Below are 24,120 nucleotides of genomic sequence, written 5' to 3' on the forward strand. Positions count from 1 at the left end.
GCGTCGATCAGGAGTCGGAGTCGGGGACATTGCGTGCCGCGGCGTACGCCTGCGCCGGTGTCATCGAGACACCGCCCAGGCTGACGGTCCTGTACTGGCTGACCTTGGCGCAGGTCTTGGAGTCGTCGGCGGTGGAGGCGTGGGCGTTGGAGACGGCGGCGTGGGTGTCGGCGGGCGCGGGCCGGGAGCTGCCGCCGGGGAAGGAGGTGCCGGTGGGCCAGTCCGATCCGATCACCAGGGTCAGGCCCGTGCCGGTGCCCTGCTGCAGGTGCGCGGAGGACAGTCCGAGCGCCTTGGCCGCCGTCTGCGCCTCGCCCTTCTCGCCGCTGCCGTACGTCAGCGTGGTCGTCGCCGCGGGGCTGGGCGCGTTGGCGGTGGTGGTGGCGGAGCTGAAGCCCTGGTCGGTCAGGGCGGTCGCGATCTGCGAGGCGCGGCCGGTCACCGCGGTGCCGTTCTCCACCGTCACCGCGATCTGCGCCGCCGGCACCGCCGAGGCGGTGGGCTTCGCCGTGGCCGAGGCCGCCGCCGACTTGCCGCCCGAACCGGTCGTCAGGGACTGGTCGTCGGCGATCGTGGAGAACAGCGTCTGCGCGCCCGGCCCCACGACGAGGCGGTCCTTGTTGTTCGGGTCGGGGGCGGTCTGCATGGTCGTGAACGTCATGCGTTTCGTGGGCACCTTGTTCACGTCCGACGCGAGCGAGATCAGCTTCTTCACCGTGCCCAGACCGTCGTCCACGGTCAGCGCCTTGGTGGCCGCGTCGGCAAGGCCGTAGACCGCCGTGGGATCGGTGAGCGTGCCCGCGCTCTTGAAGTTGCGCATCATCGCGCTCAGGAAGAGGTGCTGGGTCGTCGTACGGCCCAGGTCGCTGCCGTCGCCGAAGCCGTGCCGGGACCGCACGAACTCCAGCGCCGCGACACCCTTGAGGGTGTGGTCGCCCTTGGACAGCTTCAGGTGCGAGTACGTGTCGTAGACGTTGTCATTGACGCAGACGGAGACGCCGCCGATCGCGTCCGACATCTTCACCACGCCGGAGAAGTCGAGCTTGACGAAGTGGTCGATCGGGATGCCCGTGAGCTGGTGGACGGTGGCCACCTGACAGGCGGGGCCGTACTGCAGCGCGCTGTTGATCTGGCCGTAGTAGCCGTTGGTGGACTGCTTGCTCTCGCTGTCCGTGCAGGCGGGCACCTTGGTCATGGTGTCGCGGGGGATGCTCATCACCGTGGCGTTGGAGCGGTCGGCGGATATGTGCAGCACCATCTCCACGTCCGCGTTGCTGCCGGTCTGCACGCCGGTCTGCGAACAGCCGCCGCCCAGCTTGCAGTCGGCCGCGCTGGTGCGCCCGTCGGAGCCCATGACCAGGATGTTGATCGGAGTGCGGCCGAAGGCGTCGGCCTTCTCGGAGCCGCCCTTGCCGTCGAGCGAGAGGCTGTGGATGTTGCCGTTCAGGTGCTCGTAGAACCACCAGCCCGCACCGGCCGTGACCACGATGAGGGTCGACATGCCGATGCCGATGATCTTCAGCGCCCGTTTCCCGCGCCCCGCCTGACGGGCCCGGCGCCCGCGCTTGCCGGCGCGTGAGCGGGCGGCCGCCCGGGCCGCGGCCCTGCCGCCCTGCTGACGTGCTCCGTCGGCCTCGGCTGCGCGCTGTCCGGGAACCCGTGCGTTACGGCTCCGCGTGGCCTGGCCGGCGGGGCCGTCCCACGGGTCGCTCATCTCCCACTCCCATGAACGGTCGGGCCCGTCAGTCCCGGCCGAGGGGTGTACGGCCAGACCTGCGCGGCGGTGTAAAGGCGGGCGGAAGACTGCCGTTCCGCCTTGCTTGCGTGGTTGCGCAATCTAACAAACCTGTGGCCCGAACAGCGCGGATACACACTCAATTCACAGGTGGGGCACCTTTTGGAATCGCCGTGCGGACCTGCGTCGGTACGGGAGCCGGAGTGTACGCCCCCGGGTTAAGAACGATGTCAGGTGTGACCCATCACAGATGGCGATAGCGGGCCAAAAGCGGACGAATTACCCACCCGCGTCACTCAAACCCTTTTCTTACAGAGGGACTTCGCGGATATCTCACCTCAGCCGCCGATTCCGCGCAGGCGGTGGACGGGGGCGGAGGCATGCTGGGTGCGCGCGGTGAGCTGACCGACCATCACCCGGACCAGGGTGACGACGTCGGGGTCGTCGATGTAGTACACCTGCCGTCTGCCCTCGCGGCGGGAGCGGACGAGGCCGGCGAGCTTCAGCTTCGCCAGGTGCTGGCTGACCGCGGGGAGGGCGCCGCCCACGCGGTCCGCGAGATGCGTGACGTCGCTCTCGCCCTGGGACAGGGCCCACATCAGATGCAGCCGGGCCGAGGAGGCGAGCAGCCCGAACGCCGCGGCGGCCTCGGCCAGCACCTCGGCGGGCGGGTCCTCGAAGCCGGCGGCGTTCTCCGTCACTGTCCTCTCCCGTCCCCGTCCCTGGCTCATCACAGCCGACGCACATGCGCCCACCCAGTGTAGGCGTCCGTCTCCGGCGGCCGTGCGCCACCGGAGACGGGAACGGGGCCGGCCCTCGGGATCAGTCCTCGTAGTAGTTGTTGACCTCGACGTCCGGTTCGTCGTCGTCGAACGCCTCGTTGAGCAGCGCGCCGCCGATGAGGCCGGCCGCACCGGCGCCGATGAGCGCACCGGTGCCGAAGCGGCGGCCGCCGCCCTGCTGGTGGTCGTGGCGGTCTCCGTACGGCTCCGCGTATCCCTGCTGCGGGTAGCCCTGCTGGGGGTAACCCTGCTGCGGATAGCCCTGCTGCACCGGCTGCGGGTAGCCCTGCTGGGGCGGGGTGTAGAACGGCGGGACCGTGGTCTGCACGCGCTGTGCGCAGCCGCCGCACGTCTGGACGGGGCGGGCCACACCCCACTGCGGGGACCAGGTCACGGTCATCGTGCCCGGGCCGTGGTTGGGGTCGAAGAAGCAGGTCACGGTGGAACTCCCGGTGGGTTGCGGAGATGCGGTGAACGCCGGGGCCGACGCGGCGGCGACCGACGGCCCGGAGGGGGCGGAGGACGCGGGCGCGGCCGCACCCGGTTGTTTTCGTATGGCGACCGGTGCCTGGTTCGGCGCCGGTGCGGGGCTCGGGGATGTCTCCCGGAGCACCGTCACGCCGTAGTCGGACGCGATACCGGCGAGGCCCGAGGCGTACCCCTGGCCGACCGCGCGGAACTTCCAGTCCGCGCCGTGCCGGTACAACTCGCCGAAGACCAGGGCGGTCTCGGCCGACAGGCTGCCGGACGCGAGGTCGTAGCGGGCGAGTTCGGCGCCGCCGTCCTGGTCGAGGACGCGGATGTGCGCGCGGAGCACCTGCCCGAAGGTCTGGCCCCGGCTCGCGGCCTCGTACAGCGACACGAGGAAGACGATCTTCTCGGCCTGCGCCGGGACCCGGGTCAGATCGACCTGGATCCGCTGGTCGTCGCCGGCGGCCCGACCGCCTGCGCCGCCGTGACGGACCGAACCGTCAGGGCTGGTCAGGTTGTTGAAGAAGACGAAGTGCTCGTCGGACAGCACGTAACCCGAGGCGTCACAGAGCAACGCGCTGGCATCCAGCTCGTACCCCGTGTTCGCCTGCCAGCCCAGCCCGACCGTCACAGCAGTCAGACCAGGGGCCTGTTTGCCCAGCGACACATTGCCGCCCTTGGTCAGGGACACACTCATCCACGTCCTCCGCAGCCGCTCGCGCTTCCCGCGTCCATCACGATCAACGCAGCCGGGACTCCTCCGGTTCCCCAGTTGCGCAATGTCTTAATCATGTAGCAGAACCTCGACGGGACATCACCAGAGGCCTGCGACGACTGTGTGCTCACGTCAACCGCCCCTAGGCTTGCGCAAACACACAACCGACCGGAAGGCAACACCGTGGGCATCATCGGCTGGATCATCCTGGGCCTGGCCGCCGGAGCCATCGCCAAACTGCTCCTGCCGGGCCGCGACCCGGGCGGCTTCATCGGCACCACGCTCATCGGCATCGCCGGCTCGTTCATCGGCGGATGGCTCTCCGCCCGCTTCCTCCACCGCCCGGTGGAGAAGCACTTCTTCGACCTCTACACCTGGGGTGCGGCGATCGGCGGTTCCCTGGTGCTGCTCATCGGCTATCGCCTCCTGTTCGGCAACTCCCGCGACTGATCCGGGCGTTCCCGAATCTACAACACTGTAGAAGTATCGGGACGGCGCGACGCGAGGGACACTGCCGTCGGGAGCGTAAACCGGCCATGACCGGCGGCTCGGTACGATGTGACGTTCCTCCGGCAGACCTCCGTGCAGAAGGGAGACAGCGGGTGACGCACCCGGATCCGCGCCGGCCGCGCAGGGCGCAGGGCGCGCTGGAGACGCAGGTGCTCGCGGCACTGCACGAGGCCGGGGGCCCGGTGACCGCAGGCTGGGTGCAGGACCGGCTGGCCGCCGACCTCGCCTACACGACCGTGATGACCGTCCTGGCCCGGCTGCTAGCGAAGCACGCCGTGACACGCCGGCGCGAGGGCCGGTCGTTCGTGTGGCTGCCCACCGCGGACGAGGCCGGGCTGGCCGCGCTGAAGATGCGCAAGGTCCTCGACGGCGAGCAGGACCGGCGCGCGGTGCTGGCCAGTTTCATCACCGCGCTGCCCGAGGGTGACGAACAAGTGCTGCGCGAGCTGCTGGCCCAGGCCACCGACGAGGACTGAGGACGAGAGCCGAGAGCCGAGAGCCGAGCGACGATGGGAATCTTCGTCTTCCTCCCCCTGGTACTGCCGCTCACGGCCTGGCCGATCGCGCGCCTGGCCGAGCAGCGCCTCCATCCGCGCACCGCGACCGTGCTGCTGACCTGGGTGTCCACCGTCATGGTGCTGTGCAGCACGGTGTGCCTGGGGCTGCTGATGGTGGTCGGCACGGCCCAGCTTCCCGGCAATCCGCTGCCGGACGGCTGGTCGGACCCCGAGGTGCGCGAGAGCGTGCCCCGGCACGAGGTCGCGGGCAAGGCCGCCATCCCCGCGCTGCTCGCGGTCGTCACCGGCTGCGGCCGCGCCCTGCTGCGCCATCGCCGGGTACGGCGACGGGCCCACGCGGCGCTCCGGGGGCTGCCGCCCACCCAGGTCGCCGTGCTGCCCGACGCCCAGCCGTACGCCTACGCGCTGCCCGGCGGGCCGCGCGACCGGATCGTCGTGTCGACGGCGATGCTCGGCTGTCTCTCCTCCCGCGAGCGCCGCGCGCTGTTCGCCCATGAGCGCAGCCACCTGCGCGCCCGGCACCACCGGCATCTGCTGCTCGTCCAACTCGCCGCCTGCGCCAACCCGTTCCTGCGCCCGCTGCGGACGGCGGTCGTCTACACCGCCGAGCGCTGGGCGGACGAGGAGGCGGCCCGGGCGGTCGGCAGCCGCAAGGCCGTGGCCCGCGCGATCGGCACCGCCGCGCTCGTCTCCCGCCCGACCCCCGCGCCGGCTCTCGCCGCGCTGGCCGCCCCCGGCCCGCTCCCCCGCCGGGTCGCCGCACTGCTGGCTCCGGCGCCGAGCGGCCGCCCCTGGCCGTCCTTCTTCACGACGGTGGGCCTGGCCCTGTGGACGGCGGCCGCCGGAGCCGCCCTCTCCGCGATGTTCTCGGCCAACTCGGCGGTCACACTCCTGCTCCTGCTGCGCGCGGCGACGCCGCTGTGAGCACGGACCGACTGCCGTCGGCACAGGCCCGGATGCCGTCCACCGCAGTGGTCGGCGCCGCGGACGTGGTTGCCGAACTCCAGGAGGTCCGGACGGTCCGGGTGCTGCTCGAACACGTCGATCCGATCTCCTGGTCGCCGTCGCGCCAGGTCCGGACAGCCGGCCACGCCCGACCTCGCGGGGCAGCCGTACCCGGGCCTCGGGCGGCCGGGAGACGGCGGAACGACCCGTGCGGGTGACACCGACGGGTCCGGCCGTCGGACGGGCCCCGGCACCCCTGGTGGGCGAGCGGTTTCCGTGGTGTGCTGGTAGTGGCGGGAAGGACCGAGACAGACGCGGAGAAGCGGTCGGGAACCGTGCACCGCGCAATCCGGACCCACGAGAAGCGGGTGGCCCTTCCCGCCCTGTCGCGCCGGGATGCCAGCAACGACGTACAGGCGTGCGGACGTGCGGGCGTACGGTCAGCCCCGGCCGCCGCTGAGGTTGCCCCACCGCGGTCCTATGTGCTTCCACTCCTCGTCCCACTCGGCCATGCGACGCCGGATGAGCCGGGTGCGGACACCCCACCCCACGACCCAGACCGCCGCGCCGGCCGTCGGGGCGACGAGGGCGCCGGTGAGGGCCGCCTGGAGGTCGGCCGCGGCGCCGGTGACCGGTGGGGACACGACCCGGTTCGCGCTGTTCGTCCAGACCGTGATCCGGGAGCCGGCGGGGGCGCCGGGGACGATCTTCGCGCGGTCGGTGTGCACCGCGCCGTGCGCGTCCGTCCAGCGCACGGCGGCCCAGACCCGTCCGTCGTCGTAGCCGGTGCCGGAGGCGGTGGGCCGGGCCGCGTCATCGGTGATCACGGCGTGGACCGCGTGCACGTGGGCCCGCCGGGCGGAGAACGCCGCGTCGGCGTTGTGGGCCGCCGCGAGGCCCGCGACGGCGCCGCAGAGGATGGCGAACACCCAGGTCGTGAGGATGATCCAGGCCTCGACGACATCGCTGTGCCGCCGCAGCGGGTTGCTCCGCCACCGCCACAGCCGTACCGGTGTGACCGTCGTGGGAGGTGTCCGGGCCATCGTCACCGCCTCCTCTCCACCGCCGGGCGAGCGGCGGGTGTCACGACTCCATCGTGCACCTCATTGCGGATCGCGGCGGGGCGAGAGCGCAAAAGATCCGCGCCATCGGGACGTCCGGCCCCCGGGAAGGGACTCAAGGCACTGTCCGAAGCCGTGGGCGAGGGGCCACGGTGGACTCAGGAGCGGCACCGATCCCCCGCGGTGCCGCTCCGCCCATGACGTGCCGAGACACCGGTGCACCGCAGCAGTCTCGTCGCCGATCCCGGGGAGCTGTCCCGCATCCGCGCCCGGCCGGATCCCTGGGCGGTGCGGCAGGGCATGGGCCACGCACGACGCCGCGCGCCGGGCTACGACGGGGTGAGCGGCAGGTCGTCGGTGTAGGCGTTGACCGGCTGGGCGATGGGGCGGGCGTCCGTGACGTCGAGTGCCGCCTCTGCCGTGCTCGTGCCGAGGGTGCCCCGGGGATGCCAGGTCCCGGTCACCGCGAGCCATGTGTCGGCGGGCGGTGCCTCGGTGCCGTACACGCGGACCTTGACGGTCTGGGAGTCGGCGGCGCAGCACGTGAAGATGATGCGGGTCAGGTACCAGCCGTCGTCGTCCTCGGCCGGGGTGACGAACCCCGTGAGCCGCACGGCGTGGTTCCTGATGGCCAGGCTGCGGTCCTGCTGGACGCGCCGGGTGAAGTCCGTGAGGGTGAGCGGCAGGGGTGAGGTCGCGGGCAGCGGAGCGAATCCTTTCTTCTGCGCACTGACCGGCTTGGCGTTCGAGCGGGCCGCGGTGTACGCGCCGAGGGCGGGCGGGGCGTAGAAGAGCAGGCTGAGCGCCGGGAGGAAGAGCAGCCAGGCGACGCGCGGGGCGCCGGAGTGGTCGTGACCGTGTTCATGGCCGTGTTCAGGGCCGTGGTCGGAGGCGGGTCCCTGGCCGGGCTCGTCGTCGTACGTCTGGTCCCGGCCGTCCCCGAGGGCCGCCGAGGCCAGGCCGAGCAGCAGCAGGACCGCCCCGGAGACGATCAGCAGGGGGTGCAGGCCGGCCTTGACGTAGCGCAGGTAGATGTCGGTGAACAGGGCCGTGTGGAGCAGGCCGATGCCGGTCAGGGTCAGCAGCAGGGTCTGTACGGGGCGTCTCACAGCAGGGCGCCTCCGATCAGGACGCTCGCGGCGACCGCCACCACGGTGGTGGCCGTGGAGAACCGCCAGGCGAAGGCGCGCCCGAAGGTGCCCGCCTGGAGGGCGATGAGCTTGAGGTCGACCATCGGGCCGACCACCATGAACGCCAGCCGGGCGGTCGGCGAGAACCCGGCGAGCGAGGCGGCGACGAACGCGTCGGCCTCCGAGCAGACCGCCAGGAGCACGGCGAGCCCGGCCAGGAAGAGCACCGACAGCCAGGGCGAGCCGGAGAAGGTGTCGAGGACGGAGCGCGGCACCGCGACGTTGAAGGTGGCGGCGGCCATGGCGCCGAGCACCAGGAAGCCCCCGGCGTGCAGGAAGTCGTGCTGGAAGCCGAGCCGGAACTCGTTCCAGCGGCTGCTGCCGTGCCGGTGGCCGGTGTGCCCGTGCCGCAGTACGGGGCGCAGCCACCGTTCCTTGCCCAGCCAGAGCCACAGCCAGCCCATCACGGCGGCGGTGGCGAGGGAGGCGAGCAGCCGGGCGGCGACCATCGCGGGGCTGCCCGGGAAGGCGACGGCGGTGGCGGTCAGCACCACGGGGTTGATCGCGGGTGCGGAGAGCAGGAAGGCGAAGGCGGCGGCCGGGGTGACACCGCGCCGGATCAGGCTGTTGGCTACGGGCACGGAGGCGCACTCGCAGCCCGGCAGCACCGCGCCCGCGACCCCGGCCACCGGCACGGCGAGGGCGGGCCGCCTGGGCAGGACCCTGGTGAACAGCTCGGCCGGTACGAAGGCGTTGATGGCGCCGGACAGCGCGGTGCCGAGGAGAAGGAAGGGGAGCGCCTGGACGGTGATGGCGAGGCAGACGGTGCGCCAGGCCTGGACGGCGGGCCGGTCCAGCCACTGGGTGCCGACGAGGAGGAGCACGGCCGCGGCTGCGGCCGCGATCGCGAGGACGGCGCCGTGCGGCCAGGGCCGGATGCGGCGCAGGGATGGTTCGACGGAGACGACCGCCACACCCTCGGCCACACCAACCATTTCATCCGTTTTTTCCATCTTCACTCCGGATGTCGGTTGTCCGGCCGACGATAGGCGAGGGGCGCCGCCCGGCCGCGCGTACACGCCGCCGTTCGGCCGGTCCGCACGCCGCATTCCGCCCCTTGGGGGCCCATGCGGCATGTCCGGTGGCTCTCCTCACAATTCACCGTGAAACGGGGTGACGGTGACGGCTGTCATGTCGTCCGGTGCCCGTTCTGGATACGTTCCGGGCCATGCCGTCCCTCACCATCCGCGCCCGGACCGGTCTTGTGCTGGCCGCGGCCGCGACCCTCGTGACCACCGCTGCGCTGCATCCGGCCCCGGCGTCGGCGGCCTCCTCGCCCGCCGGGACGCCGGCCCACGCCACCGCCGCCGTGCTCGACCTGGACGGCACCGGCCACGCGCCCGTCGTGCACGGCGAGGACACCGCGTACGACACCGCCAGCATCGTCAAGGTCGACATCCTCGCGGCCCTGCTGCTCCAGGCACAGGACGCGGGCCGGGGACTCACCGCGCAGGAGCGCGCGCACGCCGAGCCGATGATCAAGCAGAGCGACAACGTCGCGGCCGACGCCCTGTGGCGGCGGATCGGGCAGGCCGACGGGCTGGCGGCGGCCAACAAGCGGCTGGGGCTGACCTCGACGACCAGCGGCCCCGGCGGCAAGTGGGGGCTGACCCGGACCACCGCGAGCGATCAGATACGGCTGCTGCGCGCCGTGTTCGACGGCGATGGAGACGACACGGCGGTGAAGACCGGCGCCACCGCGCTGAACGCCGGGTCCCGGGCCTACATCAACACCCTGATGAGCCAGGTGGTGCCCGAGCAGAAATGGGGCGTCTCGGCCGTCGGCTCCCGGCACGCGCTGAAGAACGGCTGGCTCCAGCGCACCACGTCCGGTCTCTGGGACGTCAACAGCGTCGGGCAGGTCACCGTGAACGGACACCGGTACCTCGTCGCGGTCCTGTCGAACGGCAGCGCCTCCATGGCCGAGGGCGTCTCCCTGGTGGAGCAGACGGCCCGCGGGGCGGTCGCGTAACGGCTCAGCGGACGCCCCGTGCCGGGCGCCGGGGCCGGACGACGGCGGTCGCCGTGAGCGCCGCGAGCGTGGCCAGGCAGAGCCAGGCGAAGGTGTCCCCGATGCGGTCGTAGACCGTCGTGACGCCGCGCACCGGGACGTAGGCGACCACCGTCTGCCGGTCCCGCCGGTCGGTCGCGAAGTAGTCGGAGGCGGCGAGGACGTGCCCCTCGCCGTCGTAGGCGGCCGACACTCCCTCGGCGTCCTGGCGGACCAGGGCGTAGCCGCCCTCGACGGCGCTCACCGCCGCCTTCTCGGTGTGCGCGCCGCCGTACTCCCTCCAGTCGTGCGAGGGGACGAGCATGATGTCGGCCCGCACCCGCATCAGGGCCGGGAAGTCGGCGTCGTAGCAGATGACGTTCGCGATGCGGCCGTAGGGCGTGCGGACGACGGGGACGTGCCCGTCGCCGGGCTCGAACGTCTCCGAGCCGGGGATGGGGTGGGCCTTCTGGTAGGTCCAGAGCACCGTGCCGCGGGGGTCGATGAGGAGCGCCTCGTCACGGCCGTGGGCGGGCGCGGCGGTGCTGTAGACGCGGACGCCGATCTCCAGGTAGACGCCGGAGCGGCGGGCCTGCCGCCGCGCTGCGGCGATGGCGGCGGTCTCGTCGGCCTCCCGGGTCCGGACGGCTTCCTCGGGCCAGATCACGATCTTCGCGCCTGCGGCGGCCTCCCGGCGGGTGGCCGCCAGCAGGTCGTCCTCGACCGCCGTCATCGCGGGCCGCACCGCGGCGGCCGGGGCGGCCGCGACGCCACCCGGGCGGTCGGCGAACCGGGCGAGCGTGGTCTTGAGCGCGTCGGTGACCGTACGGCCGGCAGTGACGCCCGCGACGCGTACGGTCGTGCTCTGGGGCGGGAAGAAGGCGAGCCGGGCGCCGCCCGCGAGCAGGACGCTCAGCAGCACGGCCGTACAGCCGAGGGCGCCGCGCCAGGACGCGCCGTCCCAGAGGCGGTTGACGGTGCTCGCGACGTAGCCGACGAGGAATCCGACGCCCCAGGGGCCGGTGACCGCGACGACCTGGAGGAGCGGCAGGTCCGCGTGCTGGGTGACGGCCAGCGAGCCGTACGCCGTGCCGAACGGGGACACCACGGTGACCAGGAACTCGGCGGCGGCGACACCGGCCGGGAAGACCAGACTCGCCGGCACCGGACGCAGCCGGGGTGTCAGCAGCCGGTCGGCGAGGAACGGCAGGGTCTGGAGGGCGGCCAGGGCCACGGCGCCGGCGAACACCACGGCGTTGAAGCCGATCGCCGACTCCTGGACCCAGAAGACGGCGGCCGCGCAGTGCGCCGCCCAGATCCACAGCGCTCCCGGCCAGGTGCGGCTCAGCCGGGTGAAGCGCAGCAGCAGGATGGGGAAGATCCAGGCGGCGACCGCGATGTCCCACCGGCCGCCGACCGCGAAGAGCATCGCGGCGGTGCCGAGCGGGAGCAGGGGCCAGGTGTGCCCGCGGGAACGGGTCGGCCGTGCGGTCGCCGGGAGGGGCAGGTTCTGTACGGCTGTGTCCGTCATGCTGCGCGCCGGGTCGTTCGTCAGGTCGTTCGTCATGGCGGGGACGCTAGGGCGGGACGGCCCGGCCGCGGATCGGGCCCGGTGTCGATCCTGGGGCCTGCCGACGCATCTTTCGATGCGCGCCCGAGGGAGGATCCGGGCCGCCCCCGGGTCGTCTAGCCTGACGGATCGAGATGAGTGCCCAGGTGAACGCCCTGCCCCGAGCCGTGCAACGCCGGCTCGCCGCCCGACCGCGGCTGACGGACGCCGTGTGGGTCGGGGGGCTCACGCTGTTCGACATGGCCACGGTGCTGCACAGGTCGCCCGAGCCGCCCGGCTGGGGTGTGGCGCTGTGGGGCGCGCAGACCGTGCCGCTGCTGTGGCGGCGGACGGCGCCGCGTGCCGTGCTCGTCGCGATGACGGGGCTGTACGTCCTGTTCCAGGCGCTCGGCCCCATTCCGTCGAAGGTGCCGGGGCCCTTCCTGCTGATGCTCGGCGTCTACGCCGTGGCCCGGTACGCGCGCGCTTCGGTGAGCGGGCCGCTCGCACTGCTCAGCCTCCTCTCCGCGGCCGTCACGGACGCCCTGTCCGGGCACTGGGAGCCGCCGCGCCTCGGCTCGCTGGAGCCGATCAGTGTCACGACGTTCGTGTTCTTCTTCGCGCTGGCCTGGCTGCTGGGCCACGGACGGCGCCGGATCGACGCGGACGCGGCCCGGCTGCGCGAGCTGAACCGAAGGCTCGCGGCCGAACAGGAGCTCAACGCCCGGCAGGCCGTGCTCACCGAGCGCGCCCGTATCGCCCGCGATCTCCACGACGTCGTCGCCCATCACGTCAGCGCCATCGCCCTCCAGGCACGGGCCGCCGAGGACGTGCTCACCTCCGGTCCGCTCCAGCGGGAGGAGGCCGCGCACGGCGTCGGGGTCATCGCGCGCACCGCCGACACGGCGCTCACCGAGATGCGGCGGCTGCTCGGGCTGCTGTCCTTCGGCGAGGGCGCACACGAACTCGCGCCCGAACCGTCCCTGGACGGTCTCGACCGGCTCGTCGGCGTCGCGGCCTCGGCGGGCTGCCGCGTCGGCTGCGACGTCGAGGTGAGCGCGGCGCCGCCCGCCGGGATGCAGGTCTCGGCCTACCGGATCGTCCAGGAGGCGCTGACCAACGCGGTCAAGCACGCCGGCCCGGTCGTCGTGCGGATCGCCGTGCGCGGTGACGACACGCGGCTCACGGTCGAGGTCGAGAACGATCCGCCGGGCCCGGAGCACCGGCCGGTGCCCGGCGCCGGGCGGGGACTCGTCGGGATGCGGGAGCGCGTGGCGGCCTTCGACGGCGAGCTGGACGCGGGCCCGCGCCCCGACGGCGGCTGGCGGCTGCGCGCCGTCCTGTGCGCGCGGGCGCCCCGGGCGGCGCAGCCCTCCGGCTCGCGGGAGCGCCGATGACCGTACGGGTGCTCGTCGTGGACGACCAGGAGATCGTGCGGACCGCGCTGCGGCTCGTCATCGACCGGCGCGAGGGGCTGTCGGTCGTCGGGGAGGCGGGCGACGGCGAGCAGGCCGTCGCCCAGGCCGTGGCCCTGCGCCCGGACGTGGTGCTGATGGACGTACGGATGCCGGGCACGACCGGTGTCGAGGCGACCGGGCGGATCGTGCGGGAATGGCCGGGTCCGGGGCCGGTGCCGCGTGTGCTGGTGCTGACCACCTTCGACCTGGACGAGTACGTGCACGCGGCCCTGCGTGCCGGGGCCGTCGGCTTCCTGCTGAAGAACAGCCGGCCCGAGCAGCTCGCGGAGGCGCTGCGCGCGGCGGCCGCGGGCGAGCCGGTCCTCGCCCCCACCGTCGCCCGGCGCCTGATCGACACCGTCACGGCGCTGCCGCCCGCGCTCCTGCCGACGGCGCCCGCGCCCGGCCCTGCGGACGTCATGCTGACCGAGCGCGAGGTCCAGGTCCTGGTGCTGGTCGCGCGCGGTCTGTCCAACGCCCGGATCGCGGCGGACCTGGGCCTGAGCGAGGCGACGGTGAAGAGCCGGGTCAACCGCATCCTGACCCGGCTGGGCCTGGAGAACCGGGTCCAGGCGGCCCTGTACGCCCACCGGGCGGGGCTCGCCTGACCCCCACCACGGCCGGGCCGACCCGCGTGGCCGGCTCCCCGGGCCGGTGACGCGAGGAGCGCGCACCGCGCACCGGACGGGCCGGGGTGCGGTGCGCGCCCGGTACGGCGCGGCCGGGTCAGCCGACGGTCACGGTGAACGGTCCGGCGAGGACCGTGTAGCCGTCGTCGGCGAGGTAGTACACGTCGTACGTCCCCGCGCCGCCGAACGAGCCGGTGGAGAAGGCCAGGGCGCCACTGGCGTTCGGGGCGTAGGCCCAGGTGCGGGACGACTGCGTGCCCGGGGTGACGCCCGCCGGGTAGACGCCGATCCAGTTCTTGGCGTTCGCCTGGGCCGCCGACGGCACCGCGTAGCGGAAAGTGACGTTGCCGCCGGACGTGACCGCGTTCAGGCCGGCGGTGAGCGTCGGCGTGGTCGCGGTGGACGGGGCGAACGCGGCGTTGAGCGGGGTGGCGTAGGTGTCGTTGGCGGTCAGGCCGGGCAGGCCGAGGGCGGCCTCGATGGTGCGGGCGATGCCGTAGTGGTCATAGTGGGCCGGGCTGCTGGTGCCGGCCGGGACCGTGCCCTGGGAGCCGACGAGGGTGGTGGCCACGTGGTCGTAGCCCTCGTTCTGGCTCTCGTCCCAGGTCAGGATGAGCAGCGAGCGGTCCTGGGTCCAGGCCGGGGAGGCGAGGACCGGGGCGAGGGTCTGCTTCAGCCAGCCGTCCTGGGTCTTCAGGCTGGTGGCGCTGCCGTTGCCGGAGGCCTCGCCGTCGTAGTAGTCGTCGGCGGCGATCCAGGAGAAGTTCGGCGTGGTGGCGGCGGACTTCAGGTCGGTGGTCAGCTGCGTGGTGTCGAACAGGTGGGCCGCGCAGCGCGACGCGTTGCCGCTGACGTCGGTGTAGTTGATGAAGGGCGCGTCGTCGGGCTGGTAGTAACTGTCGTTGTTGTTCTTGGTGTTGCAGGGCGTGCCCATGCCCTGCTCGTAGGCCTTCCAGGTCTTGCCGGCCGCCTCGACGGTGTCGCCGAGGTTGCGCTCGGGGGAGTTGATGTTCGGGAAGTACGTGGCGCCCCGGGCGTAGGTGTCGCCGCCGGCGACGGCGAGGTAGTTCTCGTCGCTCGGGTGGTAGACGGCGTGGTGGTCGGTGAGCGTGGCGCCCTGGGCCATGAGGCTGTGCATGTACGGCGTGTCCGCGGGGTCGTTCATGACCTCGGAGTAGTCAGTGTTCTCCATCATGACCGTGAACACGTGGTCGTAGCCCGGGACCTTGGAGACGGGCGGCGCGAGCGGGGCGGGCGGGGCGACCGGGGTGTCCAGGGTGAGGGAGAGGTTGTCGAGGTAGCCGGTCTCGTGGGACGTCGACAGGAACTGCACCTCCACCTGCACGGACCGGGTGCCGGCGGGGACCGCGCCCGTGGTGCTGCGGGCGAGGAACTCGGTGGTGAGGCCGCGGTCGGAGGCGGAGACCGTCGGCAGCTTGGCGGGGGTGCCGAGGGGGTGACCGGCGCCGTCGTGGAAGTGCAGGCTCACCGCGACGTACCCGCCGTAGGTGGTCCAGCCGCCGAGCCAGCCGGACAGGTCGTAGTGCACCGCGCCCGCGTCGATGGCCGAGGCGGCCGAGCGGACGTCGACGGTCTGGGTCATCGCTCCGTCGCCGAGGTTGCCCGGGCCGAAGAAGGCCGTGCCGGGTGCCTGGCCGTCGCCGGGCAGGCCGAAGGAGGCGACGCTGTGGCACATGACGTCCGGGCCGCCGGCCTCGGTGGTCCAGCCGGGCACCGTCGTGGCGGCCGACCAGTCACCGGTGCAGTAACCACCGCTCTCCGCATCGCCGTTGACGATGAGGTTGCCGCTGTTCCCGGCCGCCTGCGCGGGTGCGGGGGCGGAGACGATCAGTGCGCCGAGGAGGGCGAGCAGCCCGCCGAGGGATCTCCAGCGCAGTCGCATGCGTAGTACCTCGTCCCGTTCGTGAGATCGCCGTGCACGGCTGGGGCCGCACGGCCTGACTGTGCGCATCGAACGGGACATGAGTAGTGGCCGCCGCTGTCGAGCGGAAGAACCACGACCAAACTTGACCAGACAAGTTTGGGGCGAGCGGGCGGGATTCCCCGGTCATGGACGGGCCGCCGCAGGGGATCCGCGCGGGCCGCGTCGGCCACGAACACCGGCCATTTCGTTGAGGCTTGAATCAGGATCCCTACATAATCCTTATTTGCGGTATGCCCCATTCATCCGCTTATCCTGGACGGCCGGGCAGGCCTCCGGCAGAGCCCCCTGCCACCACCCGAGACCAGAAGGAGATGGACCCGCCATGCACCGCGCGCAGCTGTCCGCCCTCCTCTCCCGGATCCGCCGGGCCGGTGCCGCCGAGGCCGCGCGGGCGACCGTCGCGGCCGGGCTGACCTGGCAGACCTGTGTGACGCTGCTGCACGTGTCCGCCCCCTACGCGGGCGCCGTCGCGGCCCTGCTCGTGGTCGAGACGACGGTGGTGGCGACGGTCGGCGCCGCCGGGCGCTACGCCGCCGGATGCCTGCTCGGCGTCCTCGTGGCGGTACCCGGAGCGCTGTACGCCGGGCCCGGCATGGCCGGACTGGCACTCGTCGTCCTCGCCTCCGCGCTGCTGGCCCGGCACGGGTTCCTCGGCCACCACGGCGTGCACGTCCCGACGACCGCCGTGCTCACGTTCGCCCTGGTGCACGGCCGCCACCCCGGCGAGCTGGTCACCCATCTCGCGGAGATCGCGCTCGGCATCGCCTTCGGCCTGGGATGCAGCGCGCTGCTCTTCCCCGCCGTACGCGTACGGTCCGCCGAGCGGGCGCTGGAGGACCTGCGGCTGCTGGTCGCCCGGCACCTCGACGGCCTGGCCGACGCGGTCGTACGGCGCGAACGGCCGCGGACCGTGCTCGGGCCGTCCTGGGAGGACGACCTCGACACGGCACTCGGCCGGGCCCGCACCGCCGTGGACGAAGCGCACGAGAGCATGCGCTGGAACCTCCGGCCGACCGCCCGGCGCCGCCGCTGGCACCTGGACGACCGGGTGCTGGGCACGCTCACCGGCGTCGCCGGGCAGGTGACGACGACGGGCCGGCTCCTCGACACGGAGTCCGCCGCGGCCGACGACCGCGGCTTCTCGCGGCCGTACGCACGCCTGCTGCGGACGACCGCCCTGTGCGCCTACTCCTGCCGGGGCGGCCGGCCGCACCCCGCGCTGCCCGCCGCCCGGCACGCCCTCGCCCGGCTCGGCAGCCCCGCCCGCGACCACCCGCCCGCGGCGGACACGGACCAGCGCCTCCTGCGGCCCCTGGAGTCGGCCCTGACCTCCCTGTCCGCACCGGCGCCCGCCCCCGCCGCCCGGTCCCCCCGGACCCTCCACCCGCTACGGCACACACCACGACGATGACCCATCCCACCGACCACACCACCGATCACCCCGCCGACCTGCGGGAAACCGCCACCGGAGCGGACGTGCAGCGCCCGCCCCGGGCCGCCGCGCCGCCCTGGCCCCGCCGGTTCCGCCCGCGCGGGCTCCTCGTCCCCGTACCCGTGCTGCTCCTGGCGGTCGTCACCGTCATCGATCTGCTCACCCCGGACTGGCTGCACATCGCGCCCGTCCTCGCGGCGGTCCCCGTGCTGGCGGCCGTGCTGCTCTCCCGGCGGGCCACGGCGGTGCTCGCGTGCGCCGTGCTCGTGGTCACGGTGCTGCTCCAGTGGGAGGCGGGCAGCCTCGGACATCCGGACGCGGACGTCACCCTCGCCAGTCTGTTCGTCGTCGGACTCAGCTCGCTGGCCGCGTGCTCACTGCGGCAGCGCCGGGAGCGGCAGTTGCGCCAGGTGCGCTCCGTCGCCGAGACCGCGCAGCGCGCCCTGATGCATCCGCTCCCCCGCCGGATCGACTCGCTCGCCCTGTCCGGGGTGTATCTGCCGGCCGAGTCGGAGGCCCGGATCGGCGGCGACTTCTACGAGGCCCTGCGCACCCCGTACGGCACCCGGGTCCTGATCGGCGACGTGCGGGGCAAGGGGCTGCCGGCCGTCGGCGCCACCTCGACCCTGCTCAGCGCGTTCCGTGAACTGGCCTACCGCGAGCCGTCGTTGACGCGGGCGGCGGAGCAACTGGACGCCCGGGCCCGCCGCCACATCGCCGCGCTGGACGGCGCACCGGGCCCGGAACCGTCCGCCGGCCACGAGCCGGGCGCTCTGTTCACCGAGCGGTTCGCGACGGCGCTGCTGGTGGAGTTCCCGCCCGGCGAGGCCGTGGCCCGCATCGTGCACTGCGGCCACCCCGAGCCCTACGTCGTCCGCGGGGGCGAGGTGCACCCCTGCGAGCCGGAACAGCCGGGAACGCCGCTCGGGCTCGGCGATCTGCTGGACACCCGACTCGCCGCGCAGGACGTGCCGTTCGGCCCGGGCGACCGTCTCGTCCTGTACACCGACGGCTTCATCGAGGGCCGCGACCGCCGGGGCCGCTTCCACGACCTGGCCGCCCGGGTGCGCGCGCACGCGGGCCGGCCGCTGGAGGCGATGGTGGCCGCTCTCCGCCGTGACCTGCTGCACCACGTCGCAGGCGACCTCGGCGACGACGCGGCCCTGGTGGCCCTGGAGCGCCTGCCGTGACCGCGCCGGTCAGCGGCCCGCCGACACCGCCAGGGCGCCTGCGGCCAGGGCGAGGAACAGCCCCGGGAAGGCGATGGTGCGGAACACCCGCGCCCTGACATGGGCGATCACCGCCCCGACGTAGAAGAGCACGAGACCTGCACCGGCCGCGATCCCCAGGGGGCGCGCCCCCAGCAGCCCGAGGAGCAGCCCGGCCGCTCCGGCGGCCTTCAGCGCGGCGAGCGCGGGCAGCCAGCTGCGCGGTACGCCGACCTCGGCCGAGTTGGCGAGCACGAACGGCGCCCGCGCGACGTCGGCCGCGGCGATGCCCGCGTTGGCCAGCACGGCCACGCAGAGGAGAGTCACATCGGCGATGTCCATGGCTCCACCCTCACCGGGCGGTCGCCGTGCCGTCCAATACCAGCATCTATAACGCATGGGAATGGCTAGCCTGTGGGGATGGATGTCGACACGCGCCTGCTGCGCTCGTTCCTGGCGGTCGCCGAGGAGGGCAGCCTCACGCGCGCGGCCGAGCGCGTGTTCGTGTCCCAGCCGGCGCTGACCAAGCAGATCCGGCAGTTGGAGAACCAGCTCGGGATGCGGCTCTTCGACCGCTCGCACACCGGGATGACGCTGACCGACGCGGGGCACGAACTCGCGGGCCGTACGCCGCAGTTGCTCACCGCCTGGGACGACGTCGTGCGGGCCACGCGGGCGACCGGCCGGCAGTCCACGCGGGTGCTGCGGGTGGGGTTCGTGGCCAGCGCCGCCAACGAGGCGACGCAGGACGTCGTCGCCGAGTTCGCCCGGCGGCGGCCCGGCTGGCGGGCCGAGCTGCGGCAGGCGTCCTGGAGCAACCCGAGCGCGGGGCTGGCCGACGGCGAGGTGGACGCCGCGCTGCTCCGGCTGCCGTTCCCGGGCCAGGACGCACTGCGCGTGGAGGTGCTCTTCCGTGAGGCGCGCTGGGTGGCGCTGCCGAGCGGGCATCCGCTCGCGGGGCGCACCGAGATCGACTTCCGGGAGCTGTGGGACGAGCCGTTCGTCGCCGCTCCGGAGCAGACCGGGGCGTGGCGCGACCACTGGCTGGCCGCCGACGAGCGCGAGGGCCGGCCGGTCCGGATCGGCGCGGTCACCGAGCAGCCCGACGACTGGCTGAGCGCCATCGCGAGCGGCTACGGCATCGCCCTCGCGCCCGAGTCGGCCGCCCGCTTCTACGCCCGCCCCGGTGTGGTCTACCGGCCGGTCACGGGGGTGAGCCCGACGCGGGTGGCTGTGGCCTGGGCGCCAGCCGACGACCGGAATCCGGTCGTACGGGACTTCGTGCGCTGCTGTCTCGATCTCGCGCGCACCTCATGACCACTGCGGCGAGGGCTCAGTGCTTCTTGCCGTTCTCGCCCAGCTTCTCCACGAGGCCCTGCGCCTTGTCGACGGCCGTGTCGATCTTGTCGCTGTGCTTGCCCTCGGTGCGGTCGTCGAGGAAGTCACCGACCTTCTCCAGACCATCGGCGATCTTGTCGCCGTGCTCCTCGGCGATGTCCTCGACCTTGTCCTTGAGCTTCTTCAGGTCGTCGAAGTCGAACATGTGCCGTTCCCCTCTCCCGGGATGTCCCGGCCGCCCGGTCAGACCGGGACCATGATCCCACGCGACCGGGGCCGGGAAAGGCGGCCGCGGACGGCGTTCGAGGCATCGGGGGCGGCGCGCCGGAGGCAACCGCGCGGCCGGACACGACGTCGCAAGCAACCGGGTGGCCGGGGCACGGCGTCGGGACGACTCGACGCCGCGCCGGAGGCGTCACTCCAGCCGACGGGAACGCACGAGCCCCGTCGGCACGGCGCGGGGCCGCCATGCCGACGGGGACGCGGGCCGGTCGGGTCCGCCGGAGCGAGGGTCCCGGCCCGAGGGGGGACCGGGACCCGTACGGTCCGTGCGGACGGGAGGGGGTGTCAGCCCGTGGGTGCGACGGCGCGGCCCGACTGCGGGGAGATCATGCCCGCGCACAGGCCACGGCTCGCCAGGGTCTGCGCGATGCGCGGGATCGCGGCGAGCGTGGTGGCCGGCCACTCGTGCATGAGGATCACCTGGCCGTCGGTCAGCCGGGAGACGGCCTGGACGACGGCGTCGGCGCTCGCGCCGTTCCAGTCCTGCGAGTCGACGTCCCAGATCACCTGTCTCAGGCCGTACTTGGCCGCCACCGCCTGCACCGTGGCGTCGGTCTCGCCGTACGGCGGGCGGAACAGCCTCGGCGTACCGCCGCCGGCCGCCGCGATCGCCTGCTGGGTGCGGGAGATCTCGGAGTCGGTCTGCGCCTGGCTCAGCCGGGTCAGATGCGGATGGGTGTAGCTGTGGTCGCCGATCCACATCCCGGCGGCCGCCTCGGCCCGGACCTGCGCGGGGTAGGCGGCCGCGTACTGCCCCTCGTTGAACATCGTGGCCCGCAGGCCGTACCGCCTGAGGGCCGCCAGCAGCGCCGGGGTGTGTGCGTCGGACGGGCCGTCGTCGAAGGTGAGTCCGGCATACCCGGAGCAGGTGCCCGCGTGCGACGGGGCGGCGGCTGCGACGGTGAGCGTACCTGCGGCCAGCGCGGCGACGGCGGCGGTCGCCGTCAGCGGACGTAACGCGGGTCGGCGCGCGGCCCTCACGACGACACCGTGATGCTGGAGTTGCCGCTGCTCTGGTAGCCCTCGGTCGCGAGGATCATGTAGTACCTGAAGCTGCCGAGGGTCATCCCGGCGCGGGCCCAGGCGTCGAAGTGGTTGCCGGTGGAGATGGTGCCGCCGGTGCGCTTCGACTGCCGCACGCTCCAGTACTGGTTGAAGGTCCTGGTGCCCTCGACGGACGGGGCGTTGTACCGCGTCGTCTGGTAGATGTCGTACGTGCCCCCGTCACTGGTGACACTGCCCTTGTACGTCCCCGTGGGCCGGTAGGTGCCCCAGTTGTCGACGATGTAGTACTCGACGAGCGGGTTCGACGTCCAGCCGTAGAGCGACAGGTAGCCGTTGCCGGACGGGTTGAAGCTGCCGGAGTAGGACACGTTCCTGCGCGCGCCGGTGCTCCAGCCCTTGCCGGCCACGAAGTTGCCGGTGTTGCTCCAGTTGGTGCTGTAGGTGCCGCCGGAGCCCAGGGTCATCGAGACCGTGCCCTGCGCGTCGGTCCAGAACGAGTAGTAGAAGCCGTTGTCGGTGCCGGTCTGGTTCGTGGTGATGACCGTGGCGGCACGGGCGGTGCCGGGCAGGGCCAGTCCGGCCGCGGTGCCGAGCAGCAGCGCGCAGGCGGTCCTGCGGCTCGTCGCATGGTCGAGCGGGTTCATGGCGTACTTCCTCCTTGTGGGACGGTGGGCCGTGACGTGATGGGGAGTGTTGGCCTGGCCATGTCACCTGTCAACACATTCGGTTCATATTTCGAAACATTCGCCTGCGTGGCTCGCCCCACACGGACCCATAGATGCCCAAAAGCAGCCATCATGAGGCTTCGAATGTTTCGATGACGGCACGGCGGCAACGGCTGCGCGAGCTGTCGTACCGGAGCGTCACGCGCACCTTCGCCTTCGACTGGTCACATCCTGGCCGCCGCCGCACGTCCGCCGGATCCGAAGGCGCCGCACGCGGAGCGCCGGGCGGAGGCCGCCGCCGGCTGGCGCTGTTTCGGCGCCCCTTGCCTCCTGCCGTGCCACATCGACCGCGCCATGGGCACGCCGGGTCTGCACGGCTGTGCAGGCCTGGTCGGCGTACCACCGCACGGTCGCCGAGGCCGTCTCGCCGGACGACGGGCCCGCGCCGCCCGCTCCTGAGCACGCGCGGGCGCGTTGCACGAGCCGCTTCCCCACCCGGAGCTTACGGTTTCCCTCAATGTGACCGACCGTCAGCACAGGTGACGGAGAGGAGCCGTGAGCGGTGGAGGGCGATGCGGGCCGACGGGCGGCACGGCCGGGCGGACGGCGGCGGGCGGGCGGTGTGCCGGGCAGCCGGCCCGGGTTCACGGTGCGGCTGCCGGCCTCCGCGCGCTCCCGGCCGGAGCCGGTGGCCGAGCGGACGGTGCCGTGGCTGCGGGTCGCGGCGGCCTACGCCTGGCGGCTCATCCTGGTCGCCATCGTCGTCTACGGCGTCTTCAGCGTCCTCGGCAGCTTCGAGCTCATCGCGGTGGCCCTCTTCCTCGCGCTGATCGTGACCTCGGTGCTGCGCCCGCTGACCGATCTGCTCGACCGGGTGCTGCCTCGTCCGCTGGCCGTCGCCGTCGCGCTGGTGGGCAGCACGCTGGCCCTGCTCACGCTGCTCGCTCTGGTGGGCAACGCGGTGGCGGGCGAGTCGGGGCGGCTCGCGGGCGAGTTCCGGGGTGGTGTGCACCGGATCGAGCAGTGGTTGCGGCGGCCGCCGTTCCGGCTGAGTCCCGGCCGGCTGTCCGAGTTGCAGAGCCAGGTGACGCACTACCTCTCCACCCACCGCTCGACCCTGTTCAGCAACGCCGTCAGCGGGCTGAGCCGGGCGGTGGAGGTGGTCACCGGGGGCGCGCTCGCGCTGTTCGCCTCGGTGTTCTTCATCCATTCCGGCGAGCACCTGTGGGGCTGGATGCGGGACGAGCTGCTGCCGAGCGCCGCCCGACCCGCCTGGGACCGGGCGGGTCGGGCGGCCTGGCGGGCCTTCGCCGGGTACACGCGCGGCATCATCATCGTCGCCGCCACCAACGCCGTTCTCGTCGGGATCGCGCTGCTCGTCCTGCGGGTGCCGCTGGCGCTGCCGCTCACCCTGCTGGAGTTCTTCGCCGCGTTCGTGCCGCTGGTGGGCTCGCCGGTGGCGCTGGCCGTCGCCACGGTCGTCGCGCTGGCCGGGCGCGGACCGCTGACGGCCGCGGCCGTCCTGGCGCTGATCGTGGTGATCGGCCAGCTGGAGGGGCATGTGCTGCATCCCCTGGTGATGAGCTGGGCGGTCCGGCTGCATCCGCTGGTCGTCGCCGTGTCGGTCATCGCGGGGAGCATCGTCGCGGGGGTGATCGGCGCGGTCGTGGCCGTCCCGCTGGTCTCGGTCGTCTGGGCGGTCCTGCGGGCGCTGCGCGCGGTGCCGCCGCCCGGTTCGACTCGCCTGTGAGGCACGGGAGATACCGGTGACCCGAACAAGGGATCAGTTGTTCGCTGGAACAGGTGATCGTCGCTCAGGAGACCGCCGGGGCGGGAGTGACACAACCATACTTACGGTGTGCGAACGACGGGCTGCAGACCGTGGTCGACGCACAGGTCCCACTTTCGGAAACACCGCAAGGAGCAGCACGACCATGAACCTTCTCACCGACATCCTCGCCGGACTCGCCCACTTCGTCGGGTGGCTCGTCTGACGCCACGAGGCGTGTGAAGAAGCGCGGCGCCGTCTCCTCGTCCCAAGGAGGCGGCGCCGCCGTCGTGTTGCCGCCCGGCTCAGCGCAGAGCCGCGGCCACGAGCCCGCGGATCTCCTCCGCGTGGACACGGCCGCCGTTCACCAGCCTGTCGAAGACCAGCCCGTCCACGCAGGTCAGCAGCGTGACCGTACGTTCCTCGGCGTCGGCCACCCCCTGTGCGGCGAGGAAGTCGCACACCGTCCGCCGTCCGCGGTTCTCGCGCGGTACCAGGATCTCGCGCAGCTCGGGGTGGTGCACGCTCTCGACCGCGCACGCGTAGCGCGCGAGCGAGCGCCTGCGCCCCTCCCCCGTGAGCCGCGCCCCGGCCAACGCGGCGATGCCGTCGGCCAGTTGGGCCGCGGTGCGCAGCACCGGCACCCCGGCACCCGCCTCCTCCAGCTCGGCCTGGTCGAGCGCGACCAGCCGCCGCACCAGTGCCGTGAGCAGGGCCTGACGGGTGCGGAAGTAGGCGGACGTGGTGCCCGGCGGAAGGTCCGCCGCCCGGTCGACGGCGCGGTGCGTCAGCCCCCGCATACCGGTGTCGGCGAGCACCGCTATGGCCGTGTCGGCGAGGAGGGTACGTCGGTCTGTGCTCACCCTCTCTTTCTACACCCCCGCTTCTACATCTGTAGAGGGCGGCCTGTAGGGTCTTCTACACC

The 24,120-nt window shown here is 73.0% G+C and carries 22 protein-coding genes and 1 pseudogene; 10 read left to right on the top strand and 13 right to left on the bottom strand.

The annotated features are described in order from the left end of the window. Positions 1–7: 7 nt before the first annotated feature. The 3 genes from AC4OXY_RS08645 to AC4OXY_RS08655 all read right to left on the bottom strand — a co-directional run bounded on the left by AC4OXY_RS08645 (position 8) and on the right by AC4OXY_RS08655 (position 3,685). Positions 8–1,714 (bottom strand): LCP family protein, encoded by a 1,707-nt coding sequence (locus AC4OXY_RS08645; RefSeq protein ID WP_491993596.1) that lies wholly within the window; start codon positions 1,712–1,714, stop codon positions 8–10. A gap of 359 nt (positions 1,715–2,073) precedes the next feature. Continuing rightward, on the bottom strand, positions 2,074–2,466 hold the full coding sequence (locus AC4OXY_RS08650) for an ArsR/SmtB family transcription factor (protein WP_362822168.1): 393 nt from the start codon (positions 2,464–2,466) through the stop codon (positions 2,074–2,076). A gap of 91 nt (positions 2,467–2,557) precedes the next feature. Continuing rightward, positions 2,558–3,685: a TerD family protein gene (locus AC4OXY_RS08655; protein ID WP_491993597.1), complete on the bottom strand. Its 1,128-nt coding sequence runs from the start codon at positions 3,683–3,685 to the stop codon at positions 2,558–2,560. 201 nt (positions 3,686–3,886) lie between these two features. Between AC4OXY_RS08655 and AC4OXY_RS08660 the strand changes: the two genes are divergently transcribed. The 3 genes from AC4OXY_RS08660 to AC4OXY_RS08670 all read left to right on the top strand — a co-directional run bounded on the left by AC4OXY_RS08660 (position 3,887) and on the right by AC4OXY_RS08670 (position 5,655). After that, positions 3,887–4,153, top strand: a complete 267-nt coding sequence (locus AC4OXY_RS08660) for a GlsB/YeaQ/YmgE family stress response membrane protein (RefSeq protein WP_071376074.1) — start codon at positions 3,887–3,889, stop codon at positions 4,151–4,153. Between the two features lie 152 nt (positions 4,154–4,305). After that, positions 4,306–4,689: a BlaI/MecI/CopY family transcriptional regulator gene (locus tag AC4OXY_RS08665; RefSeq protein WP_491993598.1), complete on the top strand. Its 384-nt coding sequence runs from the start codon at positions 4,306–4,308 to the stop codon at positions 4,687–4,689. Positions 4,690–4,722: 33 nt separating this feature from the next. Next, positions 4,723–5,655, top strand: coding sequence for a M56 family metallopeptidase (locus AC4OXY_RS08670; protein WP_491993599.1), 933 nt, complete (start codon positions 4,723–4,725; stop codon positions 5,653–5,655). A gap of 461 nt (positions 5,656–6,116) precedes the next feature. Here the strand turns inward: AC4OXY_RS08670 and AC4OXY_RS08675 are convergent, their stop codons facing one another. The 3 genes from AC4OXY_RS08675 to AC4OXY_RS08685 form a co-directional block, all read right to left on the bottom strand. Further along, positions 6,117–6,719: an Rv1733c family protein gene (locus AC4OXY_RS08675; protein WP_491993600.1), complete on the bottom strand. Its 603-nt coding sequence runs from the start codon at positions 6,717–6,719 to the stop codon at positions 6,117–6,119. Positions 6,720–7,066: 347 nt separating this feature from the next. Then, positions 7,067–7,846, bottom strand: coding sequence for a TIGR03943 family putative permease subunit (locus AC4OXY_RS08680; protein ID WP_402068552.1), 780 nt, complete (start codon positions 7,844–7,846; stop codon positions 7,067–7,069). Next, complete coding sequence (locus AC4OXY_RS08685; protein ID WP_376288098.1) at positions 7,843–8,880, bottom strand: permease; 1,038 nt, start codon at positions 8,878–8,880, stop codon at positions 7,843–7,845. Before AC4OXY_RS08685 ends, AC4OXY_RS08680 begins: the two co-directional genes overlap by 4 nt. A 215-nt stretch (positions 8,881–9,095) precedes the next feature. Between AC4OXY_RS08685 and AC4OXY_RS08690 the strand changes: the two genes are divergently transcribed. Next, entirely contained in the window at positions 9,096–9,899 is an 804-nt protein-coding gene (locus AC4OXY_RS08690; RefSeq protein WP_491993601.1) for a serine hydrolase, read from the top strand. A 4-nt stretch (positions 9,900–9,903) separates the two neighbouring features. Here AC4OXY_RS08690 and AC4OXY_RS08695 read toward each other — a convergent pair whose 3' ends face one another. Further along, positions 9,904–11,484, bottom strand: coding sequence for a nitrilase-related carbon-nitrogen hydrolase (locus AC4OXY_RS08695; RefSeq protein ID WP_491993602.1), 1,581 nt, complete (start codon positions 11,482–11,484; stop codon positions 9,904–9,906). A gap of 137 nt (positions 11,485–11,621) precedes the next feature. On the opposite strand from AC4OXY_RS08695, the gene AC4OXY_RS08700 reads away from it, so the two are divergent. Together AC4OXY_RS08700 and AC4OXY_RS08705 are read left to right on the top strand one after the other, a co-directional pair. Then, entirely contained in the window at positions 11,622–12,863 is a 1,242-nt protein-coding gene (locus AC4OXY_RS08700) for a sensor histidine kinase (protein ID WP_491993603.1), read from the top strand. Then, entirely contained in the window at positions 12,860–13,531 is a 672-nt protein-coding gene (locus tag AC4OXY_RS08705; RefSeq protein WP_356023951.1) for a response regulator, read from the top strand. The genes AC4OXY_RS08700 and AC4OXY_RS08705 overlap by 4 nt, the downstream gene beginning before the upstream one ends. Positions 13,532–13,649: 118 nt before the next feature. Here the strand turns inward: AC4OXY_RS08705 and AC4OXY_RS08710 are convergent, their stop codons facing one another. Beyond that, the gene (locus tag AC4OXY_RS08710) at positions 13,650–15,455 is read right to left on the bottom strand and encodes an alkaline phosphatase family protein (protein WP_491993604.1); all 1,806 of its coding nucleotides are present in this window, start codon (positions 15,453–15,455) and stop codon (positions 13,650–13,652) included. Positions 15,456–15,819: 364 nt separating this feature from the next. On the opposite strand from AC4OXY_RS08710, the gene AC4OXY_RS08715 reads away from it, so the two are divergent. Both AC4OXY_RS08715 and AC4OXY_RS08720 read left to right on the top strand, forming a co-directional pair. Beyond that, complete coding sequence (locus AC4OXY_RS08715) at positions 15,820–16,908, top strand: aromatic acid exporter family protein (RefSeq protein WP_356023946.1); 1,089 nt, start codon at positions 15,820–15,822, stop codon at positions 16,906–16,908. Continuing rightward, positions 16,905–18,119 (top strand): PP2C family protein-serine/threonine phosphatase, encoded by a 1,215-nt coding sequence (locus AC4OXY_RS08720; RefSeq protein ID WP_356023944.1) that lies wholly within the window; start codon positions 16,905–16,907, stop codon positions 18,117–18,119. Before AC4OXY_RS08715 ends, AC4OXY_RS08720 begins: the two co-directional genes overlap by 4 nt. A gap of 9 nt (positions 18,120–18,128) precedes the next feature. Here the strand turns inward: AC4OXY_RS08720 and AC4OXY_RS08725 are convergent, their stop codons facing one another. Beyond that, on the bottom strand, positions 18,129–18,479 hold the full coding sequence (locus AC4OXY_RS08725) for a DoxX family protein (protein ID WP_356023942.1): 351 nt from the start codon (positions 18,477–18,479) through the stop codon (positions 18,129–18,131). Positions 18,480–18,557: 78 nt separating this feature from the next. Between AC4OXY_RS08725 and AC4OXY_RS08730 the strand changes: the two genes are divergently transcribed. Continuing rightward, the gene (locus AC4OXY_RS08730) at positions 18,558–19,454 is read left to right on the top strand and encodes a LysR family transcriptional regulator (RefSeq protein WP_356023939.1); all 897 of its coding nucleotides are present in this window, start codon (positions 18,558–18,560) and stop codon (positions 19,452–19,454) included. A 16-nt stretch (positions 19,455–19,470) separates the two neighbouring features. On the opposite strand, the gene AC4OXY_RS08735 is transcribed toward AC4OXY_RS08730, so the two are convergent. From AC4OXY_RS08735 to AC4OXY_RS08745, 3 genes and pseudogenes are all read right to left on the bottom strand, one after another. Further along, entirely contained in the window at positions 19,471–19,680 is a 210-nt protein-coding gene (locus AC4OXY_RS08735; protein WP_356023937.1) for an antitoxin, read from the bottom strand. 365 nt (positions 19,681–20,045) lie between these two features. Then, positions 20,046–20,738 (bottom strand): annotated as a pseudogene (locus AC4OXY_RS08740) (polysaccharide deacetylase family protein); the annotation flags it as partial. Next, complete coding sequence (locus AC4OXY_RS08745; RefSeq protein ID WP_491993605.1) at positions 20,735–21,406, bottom strand: glycoside hydrolase family 11 protein; 672 nt, start codon at positions 21,404–21,406, stop codon at positions 20,735–20,737. The gene AC4OXY_RS08745 and the pseudogene AC4OXY_RS08740, both read right to left, overlap by 4 nt. 583 nt (positions 21,407–21,989) lie before the next feature. On the opposite strand from AC4OXY_RS08745, the gene AC4OXY_RS08750 reads away from it, so the two are divergent. After that, positions 21,990–23,177, top strand: coding sequence for an AI-2E family transporter (locus tag AC4OXY_RS08750; RefSeq protein ID WP_491993606.1), 1,188 nt, complete (start codon positions 21,990–21,992; stop codon positions 23,175–23,177). A gap of 323 nt (positions 23,178–23,500) precedes the next feature. Here the strand turns inward: AC4OXY_RS08750 and AC4OXY_RS08755 are convergent, their stop codons facing one another. Then, complete coding sequence (locus AC4OXY_RS08755; RefSeq protein WP_376288089.1) at positions 23,501–24,058, bottom strand: TetR/AcrR family transcriptional regulator; 558 nt, start codon at positions 24,056–24,058, stop codon at positions 23,501–23,503. Positions 24,059–24,120: the final 62 nt, after the last annotated feature.

This window comes from Streptomyces sp. HUAS MG56 (genome assembly GCF_058673395.1).

Bases quoted from the DNA above. Each gene is read 5' to 3' on its own strand.
- AC4OXY_RS08695 (WP_491993602.1), bottom strand. From the start codon at position 11,484: ATGACGAACGACCTGACGAACGACCCGGCGCGCAGCATGACGGACACA.
- AC4OXY_RS08735 (WP_356023937.1), bottom strand. From the start codon at position 19,680: ATGTTCGACTTCGACGACCTGAAGAAGCTCAAGGACAAGGTCGAGGAC.
- AC4OXY_RS08705 (WP_356023951.1), top strand. From the start codon at position 12,860: ATGACCGTACGGGTGCTCGTCGTGGACGACCAGGAGATCGTGCGGACC.
- AC4OXY_RS08645 (WP_491993596.1), bottom strand. From the start codon at position 1,714: ATGAGCGACCCGTGGGACGGCCCCGCCGGCCAGGCCACGCGGAGCCGT.
- AC4OXY_RS08690 (WP_491993601.1), top strand. From the start codon at position 9,096: ATGCCGTCCCTCACCATCCGCGCCCGGACCGGTCTTGTGCTGGCCGCG.
- AC4OXY_RS08730 (WP_356023939.1), top strand. From the start codon at position 18,558: ATGGATGTCGACACGCGCCTGCTGCGCTCGTTCCTGGCGGTCGCCGAG.
- AC4OXY_RS08675 (WP_491993600.1), bottom strand. From the start codon at position 6,719: ATGGCCCGGACACCTCCCACGACGGTCACACCGGTACGGCTGTGGCGG.
- AC4OXY_RS08745 (WP_491993605.1), bottom strand. From the start codon at position 21,406: ATGAACCCGCTCGACCATGCGACGAGCCGCAGGACCGCCTGCGCGCTG.
- AC4OXY_RS08715 (WP_356023946.1), top strand. From the start codon at position 15,820: ATGCACCGCGCGCAGCTGTCCGCCCTCCTCTCCCGGATCCGCCGGGCC.
- AC4OXY_RS08670 (WP_491993599.1), top strand. From the start codon at position 4,723: ATGGGAATCTTCGTCTTCCTCCCCCTGGTACTGCCGCTCACGGCCTGG.
- AC4OXY_RS08725 (WP_356023942.1), bottom strand. From the start codon at position 18,479: ATGGACATCGCCGATGTGACTCTCCTCTGCGTGGCCGTGCTGGCCAAC.
- AC4OXY_RS08710 (WP_491993604.1), bottom strand. From the start codon at position 15,455: ATGCGACTGCGCTGGAGATCCCTCGGCGGGCTGCTCGCCCTCCTCGGC.
- AC4OXY_RS08685 (WP_376288098.1), bottom strand. From the start codon at position 8,880: ATGGAAAAAACGGATGAAATGGTTGGTGTGGCCGAGGGTGTGGCGGTC.
- AC4OXY_RS08700 (WP_491993603.1), top strand. From the start codon at position 11,622: ATGAGTGCCCAGGTGAACGCCCTGCCCCGAGCCGTGCAACGCCGGCTC.
- AC4OXY_RS08655 (WP_491993597.1), bottom strand. From the start codon at position 3,685: ATGAGTGTGTCCCTGACCAAGGGCGGCAATGTGTCGCTGGGCAAACAG.
- AC4OXY_RS08650 (WP_362822168.1), bottom strand. From the start codon at position 2,466: ATGAGCCAGGGACGGGGACGGGAGAGGACAGTGACGGAGAACGCCGCC.
- AC4OXY_RS08720 (WP_356023944.1), top strand. From the start codon at position 16,905: ATGACCCATCCCACCGACCACACCACCGATCACCCCGCCGACCTGCGG.